This window comes from Spirosoma fluminis (genome assembly GCF_054778895.1).
Map to the genome: position 1 here is coordinate 24,879 of NZ_BAAGZD010000014.1, position 21,427 is coordinate 46,305.

20 protein-coding genes are annotated in these 21,427 nt (G+C 52.2%); 8 read left to right on the forward strand and 12 right to left on the reverse strand.

The window, feature by feature from the left end; genetic code table 11:
- Positions 1–5: 5 nt before the first annotated feature.
- From ACYVBJ_RS17310 to ACYVBJ_RS17330, 5 genes are all read left to right on the forward strand, one after another.
- Positions 6–1,466 carry a class I SAM-dependent DNA methyltransferase gene (locus tag ACYVBJ_RS17310; protein WP_460983565.1) on the forward strand — a complete coding sequence of 487 codons (1,461 nt, stop codon included), beginning with the start codon at positions 6–8 and terminating at the stop codon, positions 1,464–1,466.
- Complete coding sequence (locus tag ACYVBJ_RS17315; RefSeq protein ID WP_460983566.1) at positions 1,466–2,839, forward strand: restriction endonuclease subunit S; 1,374 nt, start codon at positions 1,466–1,468, stop codon at positions 2,837–2,839. Before ACYVBJ_RS17310 ends, ACYVBJ_RS17315 begins: the two co-directional genes overlap by 1 nt.
- A gap of 21 nt (positions 2,840–2,860) precedes the next feature.
- A complete protein-coding gene (gene darT, locus ACYVBJ_RS17320; protein WP_460983567.1) occupies positions 2,861–3,496 on the forward strand; it encodes a type II toxin-antitoxin system toxin DNA ADP-ribosyl transferase DarT in 636 nt (211 codons plus the stop codon).
- A gap of 6 nt (positions 3,497–3,502) precedes the next feature.
- Complete coding sequence (darG, locus tag ACYVBJ_RS17325; RefSeq protein ID WP_460983568.1) at positions 3,503–4,555, forward strand: type II toxin-antitoxin system antitoxin DNA ADP-ribosyl glycohydrolase DarG; 1,053 nt, start codon at positions 3,503–3,505, stop codon at positions 4,553–4,555.
- Positions 4,556–4,619: 64 nt separating this feature from the next.
- Complete coding sequence (locus ACYVBJ_RS17330; RefSeq protein ID WP_460983569.1) at positions 4,620–4,769, forward strand: hypothetical protein; 150 nt, start codon at positions 4,620–4,622, stop codon at positions 4,767–4,769.
- A gap of 59 nt (positions 4,770–4,828) precedes the next feature.
- Here the strand turns inward: ACYVBJ_RS17330 and traN are convergent, their stop codons facing one another.
- The 12 genes from traN to ACYVBJ_RS17390 form a co-directional block, all read right to left on the reverse strand.
- Complete coding sequence (gene traN / locus ACYVBJ_RS17335; protein WP_460983570.1) at positions 4,829–5,944, reverse strand: conjugative transposon protein TraN; 1,116 nt, start codon at positions 5,942–5,944, stop codon at positions 4,829–4,831.
- Between the two features lie 26 nt (positions 5,945–5,970).
- Positions 5,971–7,296 (reverse strand): conjugative transposon protein TraM, encoded by a 1,326-nt coding sequence (gene traM / locus ACYVBJ_RS17340; RefSeq protein ID WP_460983571.1) that lies wholly within the window; start codon positions 7,294–7,296, stop codon positions 5,971–5,973.
- A gap of 261 nt (positions 7,297–7,557) precedes the next feature.
- Entirely contained in the window at positions 7,558–8,208 is a 651-nt protein-coding gene (gene traK, locus ACYVBJ_RS17345) for a conjugative transposon protein TraK (protein WP_460983572.1), read from the reverse strand.
- A gap of 2 nt (positions 8,209–8,210) precedes the next feature.
- Complete coding sequence (locus ACYVBJ_RS17350) at positions 8,211–9,263, reverse strand: hypothetical protein (RefSeq protein WP_460983573.1); 1,053 nt, start codon at positions 9,261–9,263, stop codon at positions 8,211–8,213.
- A gap of 11 nt (positions 9,264–9,274) precedes the next feature.
- Positions 9,275–10,144: a hypothetical protein gene (locus ACYVBJ_RS17355; protein WP_460983574.1), complete on the reverse strand. Its 870-nt coding sequence runs from the start codon at positions 10,142–10,144 to the stop codon at positions 9,275–9,277.
- Positions 10,141–10,980 (reverse strand): hypothetical protein, encoded by an 840-nt coding sequence (locus ACYVBJ_RS17360; protein WP_460983575.1) that lies wholly within the window; start codon positions 10,978–10,980, stop codon positions 10,141–10,143. The genes ACYVBJ_RS17355 and ACYVBJ_RS17360 overlap by 4 nt, the downstream gene beginning before the upstream one ends.
- Positions 10,981–11,007: 27 nt before the next feature.
- On the reverse strand, positions 11,008–13,605 hold the full coding sequence (locus ACYVBJ_RS17365) for a TraG family conjugative transposon ATPase (protein ID WP_460983576.1): 2,598 nt from the start codon (positions 13,603–13,605) through the stop codon (positions 11,008–11,010).
- Positions 13,589–13,915 carry a DUF4133 domain-containing protein gene (locus tag ACYVBJ_RS17370; RefSeq protein ID WP_460983577.1) on the reverse strand — a complete coding sequence of 109 codons (327 nt, stop codon included), beginning with the start codon at positions 13,913–13,915 and terminating at the stop codon, positions 13,589–13,591. Before ACYVBJ_RS17370 ends, ACYVBJ_RS17365 begins: the two co-directional genes overlap by 17 nt.
- Before the next feature lies 1 nt (position 13,916).
- Positions 13,917–14,252 (reverse strand): DUF4134 domain-containing protein, encoded by a 336-nt coding sequence (locus ACYVBJ_RS17375; RefSeq protein ID WP_460983578.1) that lies wholly within the window; start codon positions 14,250–14,252, stop codon positions 13,917–13,919.
- A 93-nt stretch (positions 14,253–14,345) separates the two neighbouring features.
- The gene (locus ACYVBJ_RS17380; RefSeq protein ID WP_460983579.1) at positions 14,346–15,005 is read right to left on the reverse strand and encodes a hypothetical protein; all 660 of its coding nucleotides are present in this window, start codon (positions 15,003–15,005) and stop codon (positions 14,346–14,348) included.
- The gene (locus tag ACYVBJ_RS17385; protein WP_460983580.1) at positions 15,002–15,568 is read right to left on the reverse strand and encodes a DUF3408 domain-containing protein; all 567 of its coding nucleotides are present in this window, start codon (positions 15,566–15,568) and stop codon (positions 15,002–15,004) included. The genes ACYVBJ_RS17380 and ACYVBJ_RS17385 overlap by 4 nt, the downstream gene beginning before the upstream one ends.
- Positions 15,569–15,572: 4 nt before the next feature.
- Positions 15,573–16,283, reverse strand: coding sequence for a ParA family protein (locus tag ACYVBJ_RS17390; RefSeq protein WP_460983581.1), 711 nt, complete (start codon positions 16,281–16,283; stop codon positions 15,573–15,575).
- Between the two features lie 1,032 nt (positions 16,284–17,315).
- Between ACYVBJ_RS17390 and ACYVBJ_RS17395 the strand changes: the two genes are divergently transcribed.
- The 3 genes from ACYVBJ_RS17395 (at position 17,316) to ACYVBJ_RS17405 (ending at position 21,241) form a co-directional block, all read left to right on the forward strand.
- Positions 17,316–18,599 (forward strand): relaxase/mobilization nuclease domain-containing protein, encoded by a 1,284-nt coding sequence (locus ACYVBJ_RS17395; protein ID WP_460983582.1) that lies wholly within the window; start codon positions 17,316–17,318, stop codon positions 18,597–18,599.
- A 169-nt stretch (positions 18,600–18,768) separates the two neighbouring features.
- The gene (gene mobC, locus ACYVBJ_RS17400; protein ID WP_460983583.1) at positions 18,769–20,826 is read left to right on the forward strand and encodes a conjugal transfer protein MobC; all 2,058 of its coding nucleotides are present in this window, start codon (positions 18,769–18,771) and stop codon (positions 20,824–20,826) included.
- Complete coding sequence (locus ACYVBJ_RS17405; protein WP_460979616.1) at positions 20,819–21,241, forward strand: helix-turn-helix domain-containing protein; 423 nt, start codon at positions 20,819–20,821, stop codon at positions 21,239–21,241. The genes mobC and ACYVBJ_RS17405 overlap by 8 nt, the downstream gene beginning before the upstream one ends.
- The last annotated feature ends 186 nt before the right edge of the window (positions 21,242–21,427 follow it).

Sequence of the window (21,427 nt, forward strand, 5' to 3'; positions counted from 1 at the left end):
CGAATATGAGTGCCGAAGATATAGCCGGTAAGCTATGGGGCCTGTGTAACGTCCTGCGCGACGATGGCGTCACGTACCACCAATACCTCAACGAACTGACCTACATCCTGTTTCTGCGGCTGTCGGAGCTGAAAAAGTTTGAAGCCGACATCCCCGACGAATACCGCTGGTCGCGGCTGACGGGCATTACCGACAACAAGGAACTGTTCGACACCTACCGCGAACTGCTGGCGACGATTTCTTCCAAGACCGACAACGAAGCCGTCAAAGAGATTTATACCAATGCTTCTACCACGCTGCGCAAGCCGGTGAACCTGAAAACGCTCGTCACCAGTATCAACAACCTGAACTGGTACGACGAACACGAGCAGGACAAGCTGGCGACGATCTACGAGGAACTGCTGGAGAAGAACGCGGGCGAGAAAAAGAGCGGGGCCGGGCAGTATTTTACGCCCCGTCCGCTGATCAACGTAATGGTGGAACTACTGGCCCCCCGGCTTGGCGAACGCTGGAACGACCCAGCCGCCGGTACGTTTGGCTTTATGATTGCCGCCGATCAGTACCTGCGCCGGAAACATGACGACTATTACGATCTCGACAGCCGCGACCGTGCCTTTCAGGTGAATGAGGCCTTCAGCGGCTGCGAACTGGTGCAGGACGCTCACCGGCTGGCCCTGATGAACGCCAAACTGCACGGGCTGGAAAGCCCCATTTATCTCGGCGATACGCTCTCCGAACTGGGCAAAAGCTTTCGGAATTACGACGGTGTGCTGGCCAACCCGCCTTTTGGCACCAAACAGGGGGGCGAACGCCCCTCGCGCGACGATCTGACGTACCTCAGCAGCAACAAGCAGCTCAACTTCCTGCAGCACATCTACCGCTCGCTGCATAAGCAGGGCGGGGCGCGGGCGGCTGTGGTGCTGCCCGACAACGTCTTGTTTGAAGACGGTGACGGCCGCAAAATCCGGCGCGACCTGATGGACAAGTGCAACCTGCACACCATTCTGCGGCTGCCGACGGGTATTTTCTACGCGGCCGGGGTGAAAACCAACGTATTGTTTTTCGAGCGGGGCCAGACGGAAGTGGGCAACACCGAACGGGTGTGGTTCTACGACATGCGGACCAACGCGCCCAGCTACGGCAAGCGGACGCCCTTTACGCGTACGGCCTTTGCCGACTTCGTGCGGGCCTATACCGGCGGCATCAACCTCGCCGACCTGAGCGAACAGTACGACGGCACCGTTGACCACACGGCGCGGCTGGCTGTGACCGACCCGCGTTTCAACTGCCTGACCCGCGAGCAGATTGCCCAGAAAAACGACTCGCTTGACCTGGGCCTGATTGCCGACGAGAGCCACGCCAACAACGCCCACGACGACGAGCCGCTCGACATTGCCCGCGAAGCCGCCCTCGAACTGAAAGCGATGCACCTTGAATTAGAAAAAATTATTGAACTACTGGGATAATGGAAAATGAATTGCCGGAGGGGTGGGAAGAAACAGAGATAAGTAACTATTACGAATTGGTCAAGGAAAAAATCGAACCAGTACAAGGCAATTCATTAATCTATGTGGGTTTAGAGCATTTGGCTAAGGGGGGAGGAATTGAAAACGTTGGTGATTCGAATGATGTAAAAAGTACAAAAACCTTATTTCGAAAAGGTGATGTACTTTACGGAAAGCTAAGGCCGTACCTAAATAAACATGCTTTTGTTGAGTTCGATGGTGTTTGTTCAACGGATATTTTAGCATTTCGAGCGACTTCAGCAACTTCAGCAAAATATTTAAATTACTATCTAGGCACTTCTAATGTAAGTGCCTATGCCGTTGAGAATTCACAGGGAATAAACTTGCCACGGGTTTCCGGGAGTACTATGGGCGCGTTATCAATCCCCCTCCCCCCCCTTGCCGAGCAAACCCGCATCGTTGCCAAATTAGACGCGGCCTTTGCGCATCTGGAAACGCTGAAAACCAGCCTGTCCCGCATTCCTGAACTCCTCAAAAAATTCCGCCAAACCGTTCTCACCCAAGCCGTAACGGGTAAACTGACGGGTCCCCTAGAAAATAGAGGAGAAGCAAAAGTAATTTCACCAATTGTTATAGGAAAATCAGATGATATTGCTCCTGAAGGTTGGAAATGGTGGAAACTGGTCGATTTAGCTCAATTGGAATCAGGTCATACGCCAAGAAAAAGCGTGTCTGCGTATTGGGATAATGGCGATGTGCCTTGGATTTCTTTACAGGATATAAGGGCTGCTCATGGTAAGGTTATCTCTGAGACTAAATTTATGCCTACAGCTCTAGGTATTAAGAATTCTAGCGCGAGACTTTTGCCGAAAGGTACAGTATGTTTTTCAAGGGATATTTCGGTCGGTTTCACAACCATAATGGGTCGCGAAATGGCTACAACACAGCATTTCGCTAATTGGATTTGTGGTCCTTTGCTTTATAATATGTATCTCTTATATGCATTTATGGCCGCACAAAAGTCGCTCATTTCGTCAGGAACAGGGACTACTGTCGGAACTATATACATGCCTGCTCTTAAGGAAGTGAGGATTTTGCTCCCCCCCCTCGAAGAACAAAAAGAAATCGTCGGGCGGGTGAAGGCTTTATTTGCGCAGGCGGATGCGCTCGAAGCGCAGTACGTCACGCTGAAGGCAAAGATCGATAAGCTGCCACAGGCTCTGCTGGCCAAAGCCTTCCGGGGGGAACTGGTGCCGCAGGACCCCGCCGATGAACCGGCGTCGGTGCTGCTGGAGAAAATCAAAGCGGCAACGGCCAGCATCGGGGGCCGGAAAAAGTCGGGCCAGACCAGGCTGTCGTTTGCGGATGAGTAAGCACCACGAAACCCAATTCGTATGTTTCCCTGGCTGACTCCGCAGAACGGCTACATCTTCCGCATCATGGCGCTCGGCAACCTGGCTCACGTGCTGGCGCATGGCATCGCCTGCCGGAACTGTCACCATCTGATTCAGCAACCCGATTTCAGCACCATCGGTGAAGACGATATCATCGCAAAGCGCGACGAACGACCCGTCGGCTGCGCGCCCTTCGGCGTACTGGCCGATTACGTACCGTTCTATTTGGCCCCTCGTTCGCCCATGCTGTACCGGATCAGCAGTACCAATCCACGCGCCAGGGAGGAGGTTATTTACCTCGTTAGTCAGGCATCGCTGATTGAGCAGAAGGGCATTCCGTTCGTTTTTTCGGATGGCCACGCCCTGATGGCGTTCAGCCGCTTCAGCAACCAGTTGAGCGAGTTGTCCATGATCGACTGGGCCGTCATGCAGGCGCAGTACTGGAACCCTACCCCGGAGGACAACGACCGCCGTCGCCGGCGCATGGCCGAGTTCATGGTGCATCAGCATTTCCCGGTCGACTGTATCCGCGCCATTGTGGTCGCCAATGAGGGAGTGGCGCAGGTCGTCCGGCAACAATTGAGTAACTTTGCGTACCCGATTCCGGTTAGAATTCAACCGGACTGGTACTTTTAAGCCCGTATGCCAATCACGTTCAAAACCGGAAACCTGTTTGCCGAAACGGTAGACGCCCTGGTCAACACCGTCAACACGGTAGGGGTCATGGGTAAAGGTGTGGCGTTACAGTTTCGGGACAAGTACCCCGAAAATTACCGGCGGTACAAGGAAGCCTGCGCACGGGGCGAGGTTAAGGTCGGGACCATGTTCATCACCGAAACCGGCCTGCTAACGCCCGCTTTCATCATCAACTTTCCAACGAAAGAGCATTGGAAAGGCTTTTCCAGACTGAGTTACGTTGAGCAGGGACTCGACGAGCTGATCCGCGACATTCCCCGGCTAGGTATTCGGTCGATAGCCATGCCCCCGCTGGGGAGCGGGAACGGCGGCTTGCAATGGAGCGTCGTCAAACCCCTGATCGAGGACAAGCTCAAGGCGTTGCCCGACGTAAATTTTATTGTTTACGAACCATCGGATGCCGCCTACCAGACCCCGCGTACCCGTACCAGACCCGCCCCGGCCCTTACCCCGTTGCGGGCCATTGTGCTGAACGGGTTGTTGCGCTACAAAGAACTCGGCTACGATCTGACGCTGCTGGAGATTCAGAAAATCGTGTACCTGCTGCAACGGCTGGGGCTACAGTTCAACCTGCAATTCGTACGGGAGAAGTACGGTCCCTACGCGCACAACCTGCGGCACGTGCTCAACGATCTGGACGGGCATTATCTGACGGGTATGAAGCAGAACGAAGCCCGCCCGTTCGACGTATTGCAGATCAACCCGGAGAAGATCGGCCAGATCCGCGATTACATTCAGTTCAACTGTACGCCCGAACAGCAGGAGACCCAGCAGCAACTACACCGGCTGATAAGCGGCTTTGAGTCCCCTCTGGGCATGGAACTACTGGCAACGGTCGATATGCTGCTCAACGAGCAACCCGAAACCCGTTTCGACGTTACGTTGCTGCACCAGGCCGTTACGAACTGGAACCAACGTAAAGCTACGCTGATGAAGCCGGAGTACATCGCCGTTACTGTAGACCGGCTACAGCAGTACCAAACCTCATTATATAGTTAGCGCATTTATTCACAGAGTTTTTGTAGGGCAGAAGGGAGGGTGTATCATGTGGATCGGGTTTGTAATGTTCTTTCTGTTTTTCTTTGTTCGTGGCTTTGTGCAGCAGCGGAAACGTCAGCGCATCGACCGGTTACAGCAGGAAATAGATCGGATGAGAAAGCAGATGGCTCAGCGGCAGGGAAACGCCCGGCCAGAGCGAAGAATAAATGGATAAGCATAAACAGTAACGCCCGACTTCTAAGCCGGGCGTTGCTGTTTTACTGGTAGTCGACGTTACAGCGGCTTGGCTTTCATGATGTCTTTGTTCTCGACGATAAACGACAGGTTTCGCCCGCCGTTCTGCTCACCGATCTGAATCAGTAGCTGCTTGCTGTTGGGAATGGTGAAGCGCTGAAACGCGTACACCCGCTCGATACGCTGATGGCCCCGCACGGTCGTGATCGCTTCGTTATGCACGTAAATCGGCTGTAGTTCGATTTCCTGTCGGGCAGTGAGCTTGGCCGTTTTGCTGTCGACCACGAAATACCGCACGTAGTCAATGTCGTAGTTGAGGTTTGACCGGTTGCTGATAACGAGCCGGTAGTACAGCACATTGTCGTTTACGTACAGACCGCGTAACTGTGCTTTGAGCTTATTGGCTTCCGCCCCTCGCCTGCCCCACCCCCGGTAATGCAGAATCCGGTCGCTGTTGTAGACGATGTCGGACTGCGTTGCCTTCACCCCCGCAAACTGAATGTTGCCATCCTGCGTATCGGTACTGTTGATTGGCTGACTGCGGTCGGCCAGCGTGATTGGTTCAGCTGTCCGCAACGGTTGCGATGTTGATGAAGCGGTCAGGTTGAGGGCTAGCACGGCGGGGGTTTCGTTGTAGTTGACCACAAAGCTGTAGAACGTGCCGTCGGCTGTCATCACCGAAAAGTTGGTTTCGTTGAAGCCAATCTGCGCGGCTTTTACTTTCAGTACGTTCTCCACGTCGGCAGCTTTATCCGCCATGATGCTGCGGCTGCCCAGGTCGACCGAGCGCACGGCCGTCGGAAAGATGATCGACACGGTTTTGTTGTAAGCCAGATCGACGTAATACGAACGGATAATGTTCTGCGGCTGAATCGCTGCTTCCGGTGACGTGCGTACGGCCGTCGATGCCGAAAATGAGCGGTCCGCATGGGCAGTCTGCGCAGATGCCGTTTGTCGGGTTGAGTCCGGTTTAACTGATCCGTTTCGCGAAGCAATCTGCGCAGAATCGACGGTTACTGGAACCGGTTCTGCTGCTGCAGTACGTCGGGTCAGTAGCCTGGTGTGAGAATGCTTTGATAGAGTCGTTTTTCGTTGCGCCAGCACCGGTGCCGACAGCATCAGCAGTGCGCTGACAGGCAGAATAAATCGATTCATTGGTTTCGATAGCTTGTTTGGTGAGTTCATTTAAGCAGCACATAATAGTTGCCCTTCAGAGTAGCTTTCTGCTGCGTGATTTTGCGCTGCAACAGACCACGCGCCCCCGATAGACCTGACTGTGCGGCCGAAATACCAGCCAGTGTAGCCGCTGCCCGGGTACTACCTGTGGCTGCTCCGCTGAGGTTGTAGTTTACGCCACCCAGGGTTTGCCCCAGTGCCTGCTTACCTTCCTGCGCGGCCAGTACGTTCGGGACAAAAACCCCCGGCATACCGTCCATATCGTGCACGCTCAGCTTGATCGGGAAAATGCGGCCTTCGTATTGTAGACTGGTCAGCGCGATACCGACACGTTCGGAGCCGAAACTACCGATGCCGTATACGAGCGTATTGGCCGGAATGCGAACGCCCCGGACCGTTACCGGTTCCAGCAACCGGAGCTGCACACGTCCCCCGTCGGTGATTTGCTGATCCTGGTGAATAACTGCCCGTATCGTGCCCAGGTCGTCGGTCAGGGCGGCTTCCTGCTGCTCTTTCTGACTGGATGAATACAAACCGTAAAAGCCATTGAATCGCTGACTGGCGGACGTGCCCAGCGTCGACACGACGGCCCCGGCTTCGACCTTTCGCGGCCGCTCACCGTCGCGGGCTGCTGCGGCTTTCGCTTCCTTGTCCCGTTTGTATTCCGTAAGCAGGGCCAGCAGGCGCTGTCGTTCGTCGACCTGTTTCTGTACGTCGCGGGGGTGGACTGGCTCGTCGTCAATGTCATCGGACAGTGGCGAATCTGAAAAAGCCGGGCCAGATCGGGTCCGATGCCGGGACGCTACCCGGTCCGCCGAACCCCGCCGGGTCCGTTGAGGGGCCGGGTTGTATAGTGAATCCATGGCGGCTAGTGCCGGGTCTATTGGCTCGGTGGGTTGCCGGGTTTTGTAGAGGTACGGATCGAGTGTTGTCGGCATACCCGTTGCAGGGGCCGACGGCTGAATCGGGGCAGTTGGCAGATTGGTCACCCCCGTCTGCATACCGTTGACCGTCTGTCGACCAGCGGTCATACTGCGCTGTTCGGCGGCCTGTAGTTCAAGCTTCGATTTGGGTACACTATCGGTCTGGGCGTTGGGAATACTGGTATTTACGTTATTGATGAGCGGCTGCTGCGTTCCTTGTGTACCCGCCACCAGAAAATACCAGGTTGACCCCAGCGCCAGCAGCAGTACGGGTGCGGTCATCCAGAATCGCTTGTCGTTCAGCACGTCCCGGAAAGACAAGCGTTGAACAACGTCGGTAGTTGCAGTGGCTGACGTCGGCAGTTCATCAACGTCGCTGTCGGATTGAATCGGATCGGTTTGGTTCATGAGCTTGAGCAGATCGTTTTTGGTTAACTGATGGAGAAATGCGGACGGTTGAGCGGAGCGTCAGGGGTATCACAGGCGGATGGGTGAGGTTCGACCGGATTGACCAGAAACCCAGCAACTGTATCAAAAAAAGGGTTGTCAGCACGTGAATTTTCTGCTGCCGGACAGGGCGCGCCTGCCAGCGGTGAATGTAGCGACTCATTACTCGGCGCCAGAATCGCAGGCAACCCGGTCTGAATAGGGAAACGGGTGTCAGTCGGGTCATAACTGATGCTGCTGATCGGTGCGTGGTACGGTTTCGACATCCTGATTCTGCATCACTTTAAACCGCTCGATCATGAAGCCGTGCGGGTTGTTGTCCGTTCGGGCCACGTCGATTAGGTAGCACTCCGTGACCAGCTTACGAATTGTAATGCTGTTAGCCCGGATCAGGAGCTGCCGGCCGCTGGTAATGACCCGGTAGGGTGACACAGAAAAATCAACCTTGATCGTATCAATCTCGACCTTCTGGTGTACGTTACCCTGAATCAACTGCCCGTAATACCCAGCTTCCTGCAAATCCTGGTACAGCCGTACTACGGAGCGGTCGCCCAGATACGTGGCTTCGCGAATGTTTCCCTCCACCTGCTTCTCATCGGGTTCAAGCGTGAAAAACAGCCGGTGAAACGTCTTGACGTGGTCTTTAGCTTCGGCCGGGCGGTTGATATTCTGTTCCTGCGCCAGCGCGACCATGATCGATTTGCCGTTGTCGAGCACGTACACTTTCTGCCGGCTGGCCGACACTTCGGCGAACGCCCAGTATGCAATGCCCAGCGAGAACGCCAGACTGCCAATGATGGTGATGATGGCCACCCAGCGAACCAACCGGAACGATGTTTCCAGATTGGTCAGGTAGCGAAATTGTCCGTTCATAGTCAGATATTGTTTGTGGCGGGTTGTGCGTTGGATGACGAAAAAGCACTGGCAGCGGTACGGCCAAGTGATGCAGCTCCGGCCCCTGCTGCCTGACCGGTGGCGGCCCCGGCCAGCATGGTCGTCGGCTGCGTGGCCGACCCAATGGCATCCCCTACCCCGGTTGACTCGATGACGTAGGATGCCAGTTTTGGAATAGACAGATAAGCTCCGGCACCGATGAAATAAAAGATAATCAACCCCCAGTCGGCCGATCCCATGCCCGTATTACCCGATCGTAGTTGTTCGTCAAAAACGGCGAGGTCCTGGTTAAGCATCGACACGTGTATCGTTTCCAGAATCGCCCCCAGAATATTGACCAGCGGGATGTAGAGCAGAATGTGAATCATGCGTGAAAACCAGGCGGCCAGCCCCGGATAGAACCAGTCGAACATGGCCAGCCCGAACGTGATGGGACCCGTCAGTGCCAGCACGATCAGGAAAAACGTACTGATTAGCTTAATGTAGATAGCAGACAGATCGTAGAAGATTTCGCCGAGCCAGCTCAGAAATTGATCGAAATAATACTGCATCACTCCGCTGACGGCGTTTCCGACAAGGCTGTTGCCAGTACCAGTGGTACCGAATACCGTTCGGACGACATCCCAGGTGCCGATTTCGCCATCTTCGCCGGGCGGAATCAGGATCTTGTCCCAGTTCTCTTTGACTTTAGCTTTCTTAAGCTGATTCAGCCGCTCCACCTCAGCTTTCTGGCTGGCTACCATCGTGCTCGTTCCTTTGTCGAGCAACTGCCCGATCTCTACGATGAATTTGACGATGTAGGGGTAGCAGAGCAGGCAGAGCGCCAGCGCAAACGGGCGAAGCAGCGGATAAATGTCGAACGGTTCCGCGCGGGACCAGTGCCCCCAGATCCGGTAGAAGATGTAAAATAGCGAACCGATGAAGCCTATGGCCTGCCCGAAGGCGACGAGTGTTCCAAAACTGTCGGCGAAACGATCAAACACTTCGTCGATTGACGCTTCCAGAACCGGGGCTACCAACAATAATGCGTGCATAGAGAAAGGAATTATCGGTAAGACTGCGTTCGGAGATTGGCCGTCTGATAGGTCCGGCGGTTCCGTTTGTATTTGTAATAATCGAGGCCCTGCGAGGTGATCCTGTCCATGGCCAGCAGGGTGGTGCGACGGGCTTTGCTTTCGCGGTCTACTTCGCGGAGCAGCCGCAGCCGGTCGGCGGGCGACAGATACGCCGTTTGTCCCTGTTTATCGACGAGCGCGAGTTTGGCCCGGAGTGCTTTGTCATCGACCAGCAGGTTCGAGCGGGCCGACGCCAGTACCGTCCAGCCAATGTCATCGTTTGGGTAATTGGCGTCGATCTCTTCCTTCATCAGCCGGGCGTTAGCGGGATCGGTGATCGTGATCGCGACGGGAAGGCCGTCGGTCCACAAGGCTTTGACGGATTTATCGACGGCCTGACGCTGAGTACCGCGCAGTACGTCGATGGGGGCTTTGGTCATTGCCTGCTGGTAGGCGTATTTCACCTTGAAATCCTGATAGCGGATCTTGTTGATACGCTGCTGACCATCCTGCCAAGTCTGTTTCAGCTTCTGGATTGCCTGCGCCAGACTCTTGTTTTTCTGCCGCTGGTACTCTTCCATGATTTCTGTGGCAATGGGTGCGTAAACGGTTGCGTCGGCGATACCTTTCATCAGTTCGTCCATTATCTTTTCTTTCATCAGCGCCCCGACGTCGATACCCGCGTCTTTGAGCCCGGCCATGATGTCGTTCTCGGAAACCTGAAGCAACTGATCGATTTCGGACTGAATCAGGTCACTGCCCCTGTTGCCAGTCGGAACGGCATTCGCTGCGGGCATCTGTGCGCAGGCAGTCCCCGTGGCCATACAAAGCCACAGACTGCACGTAAGCCATTGGTTCATCGGGTCTGATAGGTTGTGGGACGGGTGCTAATCGTCCGGTTCAGTGAAGAATTAGACCGGTATAGCTGCTGCCGGTACGCGTTTTGGGCAATCTCACGGGAGCGGTACTGGTACGTGGCCCGGATCAGATTCAGCGTCTGATTTATTCGCTTGATGCGATCATACAGATCTGTACGGACCAGATTCAGCGCCGATAGCCGCTCCCCCTCCGACATCCATACCGGTTTGCCGCCGAGGTTCACAACGGTCTTTACTTCGGCTACCAGATCGCCCGTATCAGCTACCTCGTCAAGCGCCTGCCGCATGGCCGAGGCTTCACTGGCGGTAAAGGCCGGGGTGGCCAGAAACCGGTCAGCCGCTTTCCGGCTGGATTGAATTGCCCCCGTCAGTTGGTTCAGGTTCAGCTCCCGGTAGTACGTAGCGAAGGCAGGTGACAATTCGGTATGCGCTTTCTTCCAGGCGTAATCAACCTTGTAGTTCTGGTACTCGATCTTCTGCTGTTTCGACAGGCCATCCTTCACCATCGACTGGAGCGATTTGACGGCCGAAATCGGTGATACGTCGAGGAGTTGACCAATAGCGTTACCCAGCAGTTCGGTCAGCTCATCCTTAATTCCCTGCATGATTGAGTTTTCCGTCTCGCCGATGATGTTCTCGATTTCGCCGGTCAGATCGTCGCCCAGACTACTCAGTACAGGCACGTTAGGACTGGTCGTATCAGCAACAGGATGAAATTCAAAAAAGACGAGCGTAGGACGCATGGTGCCGGCCTGGGCCTGCGTAATCCCGCCGGCCAGACACAGGCCGGCCAGAAGCAGTCGGTTTATTGGCTGCATCAGGTAGTAAAAAAAATGTTTTCGGATTTAGCGACTTGCTGGAATGCCGGTTCTGATTTCGTCGGCGTAGTCGCGCAGGGCCAGATCGTAGTTGCCGCCGTGAGCTTTCACCATTCGTTCGAGCCGCAGTTTCTCGCGCTGCTCGGTCGAATAGGCCAGGTACTCTTCGGTCGATACTTCGACGCCATATACTTTAGATTCCTGACCGCCCCAGGAGATGAACACCTCCTTGTATTTGCGTTTGGGGTCGAGGTCGAGGTTCAGAGAAAGGCACAGGTCCTTGTCTTTGTCGGACAACGCCAGTAGCTCCTTCACGTGTGAAAACTTGTTGCGGTACTTACGCTGGTCGAGCAGAATTTTCGTGTCGGCGTTATTGATGATCGAGTCCTTCACAATCTTGTTGCCGATGATGTCATCAACTTCCTGCGTGACGATCCAGGCTTCACCGAAGAACTTACGAACCGTTTTGTAGAGGTATTTGATGTACTCCGCCATACCGTCTTTCATAATGGCTTTCCACGCTTCTTCAATCAGGATAATTTTCCGCACTCCGCCCAGTTTCCGCATCTTGGAGATGAACGTGTCCATGATAATGATTGTGACAACGGGGAACAGGATCGGGTGATCCTTGATGTTGTCCAGCTCGAAGACAATGAACTGCCGGTTCAGCAGATCCAGATTCTCCCGGCTGTTGAGCAACGCTTCGTATTCCCCGCCCCGGTAGAATGGCCGTAGTACGTAGATGAAATTGTCGTAATCGAAATAGCCAATCTGCACCTTATGCTCCTCCAGATAACGCGGGAAATCGGTCAGCATGAACTCGTAGAACGAATTGAAGCAGGGGAAGACCTCCGGGTTATCAGGCAGATACCGCTCGAAGTACTGCGTCACCGCATCCGACAGGGCCGTGTACTCCGACATGGTCTGCCGTTCGTCGCTGCGTTTCCAGAGCGTTTGAAGTAATACTTTAATGGCCTCCTTTTTTTCCACGTCGGGCAAGACCCGGTTCTCGATGAAAAAGGGATTGAAGTTGATCGGCTCGTTTTCTGAATAAGTCAGATAGAGACCGTCCAGCATATCGCACAGACCCCGGTACGAGTGCCCCACGTCGACGATAATGGCATGGCTCCCCTGTACGTGGTAACTGCGCAGAGCGTGGTTGGTGAAAAACGATTTTCCGCTGCCCGACGGCCCCAGGATAAACTTGTTTCGGTTCGTAACCCAGCCCCGGTCCATCGGCTGATCCGACAGGTCGACCAGCAACGGTTTGCCGCTCATCCGTTCCACCAGTTTTACGCCGTAGGGCGACACCGAATCGTAGTAATTTGTCTCCTGATTCAGCAGACAGACCGACTGCGGTACAAACGACCAGTATTTGTCTTCACTTGGCAGATCGGCCGCGTTGCCCGGAATGCCCGCCCAGAATAGCCCGAGCGCATCCTTCGTATTTTCACGTGGCCGAACGCCCAGCCGGGCAATGGCCGACGAAACCATGTTACGCAGTATCGGCAACCGGCTTTTGTCTTCCGTCCAGACCTGAATGTTGAAGTGCGACCGGACGGGCGTAAAGCCTGATTCTGCCGCGTAGCTTAGGTATTGGTTGAGCAGCATGGCATTGACTTCGTTGTCCTTGCCAAAGTTGGCCAGCGACCGCATCTGTAAGGCCCGTTGCTCCAGTTTTGGAAAGGCCGCCTGCTTATCCTCAATGAAGATATACTGGTTGTAGATGTGGTTACAGGGTAGCATCAGCGATACCGGTGCCGCAAAACTAACCGACACGTTCGAACGCTCAGTCGACAGGGCCTCGACGCGGTTGTTGGTGTACACCCACTCCGGCAGATCGTCGATGTCGGAGATTGTGTAGAATTTCGTGTATTTGCCGCCCACCTTCAGTACCTCGTCCATTTCCAGATCCGCCAGCGTTACTACTTCATCCCGCAGTGACAGACTCATGTACCGCTCAAGCAGGCCCGGAGTGGATGCTGTCGGAGTGGATGCTTCCCCAATGGACGCTCCGGTATGCTTGTCTGTACCGGCCAGTTCATCCGCTCCCAGTCGCCGGAGACTTATCAGTCGGCTGCTTTCCAGAATGGAGACAAACTGTTCGATGCTATTGAAGAACTCATCGACCTTGCGTTTGTCGCCAACTTCTTTGGGTACCAGCCGCCCCCGTGCGAGCGACGTTTTTACGGCACTAACATCCCGCCGTTCCGGGTGCGTCTTTGTCAGATACAGATAACACTGGTGATGTAGATAAGGCCGTTCGTTGAAATGACGATCACTGGCCCGGTCCAGAAACGTACGTGACTTTTCCGTTGACTGACCATCTGTTGGCTGATACGTCTCTTCGACGAAATAATCCTGCTTGTGAACGATGGTGTAGCTTGGCAAAACACCTAACGCTTTAGTCCATACGTTGCAGAGTGTTATGTAATCCCCCTGCTCGACGCGCCCCTCCCCTACCCCATCGAAACTGGCGTTCAGTGTGAAGATTTCGGGCAAATTGACTACGAAGCAAACCGTCAGATCGCCATGTGCTGAAATCAGACAATCCTGCTCGATGGCGCGTATCGGAAATACGTCGTGAATAGCCCGCACGCCCGTCCTGTTATTTTTTGGCTGCATACCGAAGTCGTTTAAACACCGCTGAACTTCTCACCAGAATCAATTTAGGCTGTCGGGCCCTCCCCTGCGTCCGCACCATGCCTCGTTCGCCGTGTTCGCGGGAGAGCCGCACCAACTGACCATAGAGGATTACGATGCCCAGCATGTACACGCCGTAGCAATACAGGCCCGGCCATCCAGTAATGAGCATGATAAACGTGCTGACCAGGAGCAGGCCGACTGCTGCTGCGGCTAGGAACAGCAGGAAATTCATCCCACGAATGCCGAGTACCTGTGGAGGGCGATCAACCCCCTTGTTGACTCGAAACATATTACCCGCCGAAAACAGAGGTTAGTGTTACAACGACTAGCCCGGCGAAGATGAGTGCGCCGAACCACGAGGCTGCGGCTTTTCGAGTGTCGGGGTCCCCATTCGACCATTTAGAGTAAACTGAGATGCCGCCCACCAATCCTATGATTGCGCATATGGCATACATCAGATTGGTAACCACTGTGAAAGCCCCTTTAACCTGTGTAGCTGCTGTACTCAGCCCCTGTGTACTTAACCCCTGTGCTGAAGCCATATGAGTAATATATAGCCCCGCTACAATCAGCGCGCAGATTCGAGCCGCGCTACGCCCTTTCGACCAGTTTGATTGGGTTTGCATATAAAGCAATTATAGACTGAAAATTTTTAAATGTATTTCATTTCAAAAGTATATAAAATTAAATAAAATACATTTAAAAAAGATCAAAAAATTTTAAGCACGTAGGCTCTCAATCTGATCAAAAATAGCGCCGTAATCAGGCTGGCCGGGCTGCTTATGCTGCTGGAACAGCCAATCGAGTGACTGATCGTTTTCGAGCTGATACGTATCGATCAGTATGTTGAGTTCCTGCTTCATGAATGTACTGTCGGCGGCCCGGCGTTTAGTAAGCTGCGTCATTTTTCGTTGCACGGTTCGAACCCGTTTTACGTAGTCGGTCAATGCTGTAACAGGCTCTGTGCTCATTGCCGAAGTTTCATCTGAGTCAATCAAAAGTATGGCTTCATCATCCAGCCAGTTGCAGGTTTCAGGTACCAGATCCGTTTCGTCCGGGTAGTCGACTTCCGCGATTTGCATCAATGTGGTCGCTGGCTCAGTCAGTGGTTGGTTATCCGACTCCGTATCTTCTACGGTCTCCTTCGTTTCTGGCGACTGCGATTCCGTTGGGCGGAACCCTGCCAGCAATCGGTCGAAGTCTGTTTTCGATTGGCCTATGCCGGTGGCTGATGGTTCGTCGATTGTGGGCTGTTTCGTATTGAGTTCCGGTTGGTCACAGACTACCCTCCTCCCCCACCAGCCATAGTCTTTTCCAAGACGGTATCCCTGCCAGCCTGACAAGGCCAGCAGGGACGCACTTATCCAAAGTGTTATCATTCGTGTAGTTCAGCTTCTTTCTGGAGCAACGTTGCCCGTATCGACTCTATTTCAACTTTGTTGTCTGCAAAATGCTGCCGGAAGATGTGTTCCATAATTTCCTGCATCGATACTTTACTGCCTGTCAGACTGGCGTACCGTTGCAGGAGTGAGATATATGAGTGAGAGCGTTTGGAGATGTAGGCTACTTTCGTGGGTCGCTCAAAACCGCTTATCGGCTCCAGAAACGTAGCTGAATACTTGGCCACCTTTTTCGCTGCGGTATCGGGAGTAGCTTTTACGCTTTTTACGGGTGGATCCTCAACTGCTGCCGCTGGTGTCTCAACCGGCTCTTCTGCCGGCGCGACACCTGGCTCCTGAACTACCGGAGCAACTGGTTCAGCAGGAACCTCTTTAGCTGCCGGTGCTGCCACGGTGGTCGGCCGATCCGACGCCTGTTCGGCAGATTCATCCGCGTTCCAGCCGTAATTCTCCTGTAGCTTGCTCAGATCAGAAGATGACGTAGCCATACTGGCCATTGCCCGTAGCGAAGCGTCGTCGAGCGTCTTTTTTTGTTTTGCCATGATACTATCCTACCGGTTGCGTGATGTGAAGTTCCTTATTCAGTTCGTTGACCAGACTTTTTACTTTGTCGCTCGGGAATAGAGTCGATCGTTCCCGCTTCCAGGTCACGGAGTCATTGACCCGGTAGTTAAGTATGCTAACATTACCGCGCTCCCTGACAATGTTCTCGATGCCGTCGAGCAAGGCTGGGTTTTCTGATTTCTTATACTTGTTCCAGAGCATCAATAGTTTGTAGGTGGCTCCTTTGGCTTCCCGGAAGCGGTCGAACAGATCAAGGGTCTGTAAGCCCGCCGTAAACGTCATTTTGTCCGCTTCCATAGGCAGAATGATGTAATCCAGCTGCGACGCGACCCGGTCGAAGCCTTTAACGTTCATCGTACCGGGCATATCGATGAATACCAGTTCATCCTCTCCCCTATTTTTCAGGTCATCCAGAAATACCGATAATTCCTCCAGTGATCCTTTGTACACCTTATACATGTCCCGGTTCATCTCCGGGTATAGGGTTACATATAGGCTCTGGATTTCTTCGTCATTCTGGATGCTGACCAGTTCAGATCGGCGTGTTGCATCAAACGAGTGCTGTGGGAAGTCGGCGTCGATGACGGTTACAGGCTTACCCACAGTCGCGTGATAATAGGTTGCCAGTAGCATTGTCAGGGTTGTCTTACCGACCCCCCCTTTCTGTGTACATACGGAAATGAGTTTTGCCATTCTGGTTGCTTTTTTCGTGCAATATGCAACATTAATGAAAATAGTTAATAAGAGAAACAATAAGATTAACACTTATTAAGTTAATAGTGACCTTAGCTAATAAATACACTATCTACGTACTTACCTATTATTCTATTTAATAGAATAATAGGTAAGTACGTATTATAATAAATAAAATATTTAAAATTATAAAACAATGATAAAATTAAAACATAAACATATAATATAATTTTATAATATTATATGTTTACTAATTTATTATAAGATCATAATATTTCGTTTTTACTTAATGTGTCGAGATGAGTTATAATATGATATTGTAAGATTATGATAACATTGTAAAAATAATCATCTGAAAACAAGACAGATAAGCTAAAATCATTACTCTAGCAGGTAAAAAAATGAGGATAACGCAAAAACTTAGGGACAACTGGACCTTCTGGTAACAGGCCTATCTATACAAACTTTATAAAGTTGATATTACTTAACATGATTACCTTTGACACTGGAACACCAGGCTACAGAAAAGTTACCGTCGAATAAGTGCACGTAAGTAGCAAGATGTGTTTTGCTACCCGCAAAACCCCTGCTTTCGTCCTCATAACGAAAGATCGATTTAAACAACGTCCTGCTTCCAAGTGGGTAAACGGGGGTGTACATGAATACTAGTCGAAAGGGTGGACGGCCCTGCAAAGAACCGGCTGATCTAGCGTCGGAGAAAGTTAACTGTTGGGTAACTAAGTCAGAACTAGAATATCTGACAACGACCTACGAACAGGCCAAAGCTGGTAGAAAGCTGAGTTTCTCGATCTTCATAAAGGATATATTACTTGGCAAAAAGCAGTTCCTAAATATCCGGCCGAGTGAACTTTTGCTGACAGCAATCATACAACTACAGGCATGTAATCAGCAGTTAGACGAACTTAAGAAGGCGCTTGAAATAGCAGAAAGTCATTCGTGCCGTCAGCGAATTCAGGTAAGAATCGATGAAGAACTGGCCGTTATTCGGAAAACAATAACCAGCATCACAACATGGTTATACGAATCCTGACGGGCAAGGACATGGCTGGGGCTGTGCGCTACAACGAACAGAAAGTCGAACAACAACAGGCGGATCGCATTCATGTTGCCAACTACCCAGATGTAAATGCTGCTGTTACGAGTGCCCGATTTCGACTTGATTTGTTGCAGCAGCTTACCCGGCTCAATCCTGCCGTTCAGAAACCGTCTGTGCATTTGGCCGTTGCTTTTCATCCCCTCGAAAAGCTTACGCCGGAACGACTTCGAGAAATTGGTAACGAAGTCATAACCGGAGCCGGATACGGCAGGCAGCCATACCTGATGTATCAGCATCACGACACCGCGCATCCACATATTCACATCGTAACGGTAAACGTCGATGCAAAGGGAAATCGGATTGATGATGCATTTATAAAAAATAGATTACAACGGCTACGGCGTAAACTGGAAGTAAAGCACGGGCTCATCCAGGCAGAAGAGCCAGTAAAGCGACGTAAGCAAAATAGGGTAGGGGAGGGGGCAGCCAATCGGCAGCGCAGCACAATCACGCTCTCGGATCGTATACGGCAGGTGTTGGAGTCGTACACGTTCGGCTCCATCGATAGCCTGAAACTGTGTTTGGGCAGTCAGGGAATACGGATGAAGACACAGGCTGGGCGTTCTGGTGTGGGAATAACGTTTCAGGCCCAGGACGATGCGGGAAAGCAATCCAGACCGATTCGGGCGAGTGCGCTCGACAGGGGGTTTACACACAGGCACCTGACGGAGCGTCTGACAGCTCAATCCAGACAGCATAAAGCTGGTTGCGTATTACTGGAGGCAGTGATGAAAAGTCAGTTAGGCGCTTTCAACAGTCTGACCGAAAATCACTACAAACAGATTGCGCAGCAACAGGGTATTGATGTCTATGAACAGGAGGGTAGCTATCTCTACGTACATACGCGGGCCGGCGTAGTAGCGCACGAAAAAGAACTTGATCAGGCGCTCAGTCGTCGGGTATTGGCTCAACTGTTTGTCGCAAAAACAGAACGTCTTGTAATCAATCAGCAGGTAACTGGCGAAGCCACAACGCCAGCAACATCGAGAAAGCGACCAATAAAGAGGGTAACAAACATCATCAAACAGCCCACTTCACGGATTAGTGAAGATATACCAGTGAAACCGCCGAATGACTGCATACTTAATAAGCCGTCGCTGCGAATCGAAAACAACGCAGGGCAACCTGCCATTGAACCGGAGGCATCAGGTTGTGACCGCCCACTAAAAAAACGTAGAAAAAATCGACCACATCTGTAGGAGGAATCATATCAATTATATATATAATATTTAATTGCTTTCGGTAGTCATAGGGCCTAGATAAAGCCATTTTGTTGCAAAACAGATGTATAAGTTGTAAGATGAAATAAAATATATATTAGCAGTCCTTTCTGTCTGGCGAGAGGAAAAAACCAATTTATACTAATTCATGGTTGCGCAGGATAAAGAATACAGGGGGGCGTTGAACGTCCTCCTGTTCATGTCAATGACCCTGATCGGGTTTCATCTTTACTTTTATTGTTATGATACGTTGACTTCGCTGGGGTTGAATTTCAAGTTACTCGACCGGTTCATTTTGAACGTCGACCGCACAACGCATCTGTTTTCGCACCCACTCAATTCCAAACTGGCGGCTATGTTACTGCTAAGTGTATGGGCACTGGGCAACAAAACACGTAAGCGAATAAACGTTACCTGGCTGCATGTTCTGAAAGCGGGCGGCACGGGGGGGGCACTGCTGCTTCTGAACGGACAGCTACTGCGAACGACATTGCTATCAGTGGATGCACGAAACTGGCTTTACCTGGCTACAACGGTTGTCGGGTACCTGCTCTTGATTCAGGCGGGGAGCTACGCGAATCAGATTCTGAACGTGCGCATTGGCGACGACGCTTTTAACGACGAAAACGAATCGTTCGAGCAGGAGGGAGAACTAAAAGAAAACGACTACTCGGTCAACATACCCACGGAGTATCGGGTAAAAAAGAAAAAGCGGAAAGGGTGGGTCAACGTCGTTAATCCGTTTCGGGCCACACTGGTAATGGGTACACCCGGTTCGGGTAAGTCGTACGTGGTAGTCAACAACTTTATTCGACAGCATCTGGAAAAGGGGTTTACCATGTACATCTACGACTACAAGTTTCCCGATCTGTCAACCATCGCTTACCACTACCTGCAAAAGAACCGACGGGCCTTCAACCGGGTGCCCACGTTTTACGTCATCAACTTCGATGATCCCCGGCGTTCCAATCGCTGTAATCCGCTGCTGCCGGAACTGATGACCGACATCATCGACGCGCAGGAAGCCGCCCGGACGATACTGCTTAATTTGAACAAATCGTGGATTCAGAAACAAGGCGACTTCTTCGTGGAATCGCCAATGAACTTCCTGACGGCCGTTATCTGGTACCTGAAAAAGTACGATGAACGCCGGATGCGGCAACTTCAGCAGCAGGGCCAGCCGGACGATGGGCACCGATACTGTACGTTCCCCCACGTGATCGAATTTGCCGGTGCAGAGTACCGCGAACTGTTTCCCATCCTTCAATCGGAGCCCGAGATTGAAAACCTGCTCAAGCCGTTTGCCAGCGCACTACGTAACGAAGCATACGAGCAACTGGAAGGTCAGATCGCATCGGCCCGAATACCGCTCTCACGATTATCCAGCCCGGCCCTGTACTGGGTCATGACCGGAAACGATTTCAGCCTTGACATTAATAATCCCGACGATCCCAAAGTATTGTGCGTGGGTAACAACCCCGAGCGGCAGGAGGTGTACGGGGCAGCTCTGGGTCTGTTCAATGCCCGGCTCATCAAACTTGTCAACAAGAAAGGGCGGCTCAAGTCATCGCTCATCATCGACGAGCTGCCGACCATTTATTTTCGGGGGCTCGACAACCTGATCGCGACCGCCCGTAGCAACAAGGTATCGACCTGTCTGGGATTACAGGATCTGAGTCAGTTAAAGCGGGACTACGGCGATAAGGAAGCAACGACCATATTTAACACCATTGGGAATGTCTTTTCGGGTCAGGTACTGGGCGAAACGGCCAAAACCATGTCGAGTCGGTTTGGTAAAAACAAGCAGGTGCGCCACTCACTTTCGTTTACGGAGCGGGACACAAATCTGTCTATCTCAGAAAACTTGGACTCGGTAATCCCGGAGTCAAAAATCTCCAATCTGTCGCAGGGGCACTTCGTCGGGGCGGTAGCCGACAATTTTGACGAGACAATCAAACAGAAGATCTTTCATGCTCAGTTGATCGTCGATTCATCAATGACCAGTGATCTGGCGGCTGTTAAACCGATTCCCGTCAGTCCGCAACTCAGTGAAATCTCTGACAGCCAGTTAAGTTATATGCTGGAGACTAACTTTAACAACGTAAAAAAGGATATTTCTCTGTTAATTCGGGCTGAAATAGAACGGCTGAGCAACGATCCGGCACTGAAATACCTGGTCGAAAATCTTCAGCCGACTGATGAATAGCATCTACTTCCCCAGCCGGTCGTCCGGTCTGATCGCAATGGAACAACTGGAAAAGGAGCATGAAGCATACGCTTTACAGATAGCCGGTCGGCTGACCAAAGCGCGTGAACACGCAGGTATGACGCAGCACGAACTGGCCGACGAGGTGGGTACAACGCAAAACCTGATTTACCGACTGGAGAAGGGGCTGGCGGTGTCGCGGGAGATGTTCACGTTCATTGCTCTGTACTTCATCCGACAGCACGGCATTAATTTCGAGTGGTTGTTCAACCCGGACCCGGAAGAAGAAGCCAATATTCCAATGCTGGCCAGTAAGCGGGGTAAGCGGAAGAGGGTAGCCGAAAAGCAGGAAGATGAGCGGCTCAACCTCCTCAATCAGTTTCTGGAGGACATCAAAAAAGTTAAGGGAAAGTAGCGTTTGTTAGCGGCTGCCTGCAATTGTCCTTGGTTTTGAATCTGATCAGTTCACACACTGGTGGAAGCGTTATTAAGGAAATAAGAAAGTACTATTGTCTGACAATCAACAATACATAGTTCTGCAAGTTTGCGTACATCGACCACGGGTGTTGATGGTGATTGAAAAACTCACCTGAACACAAGC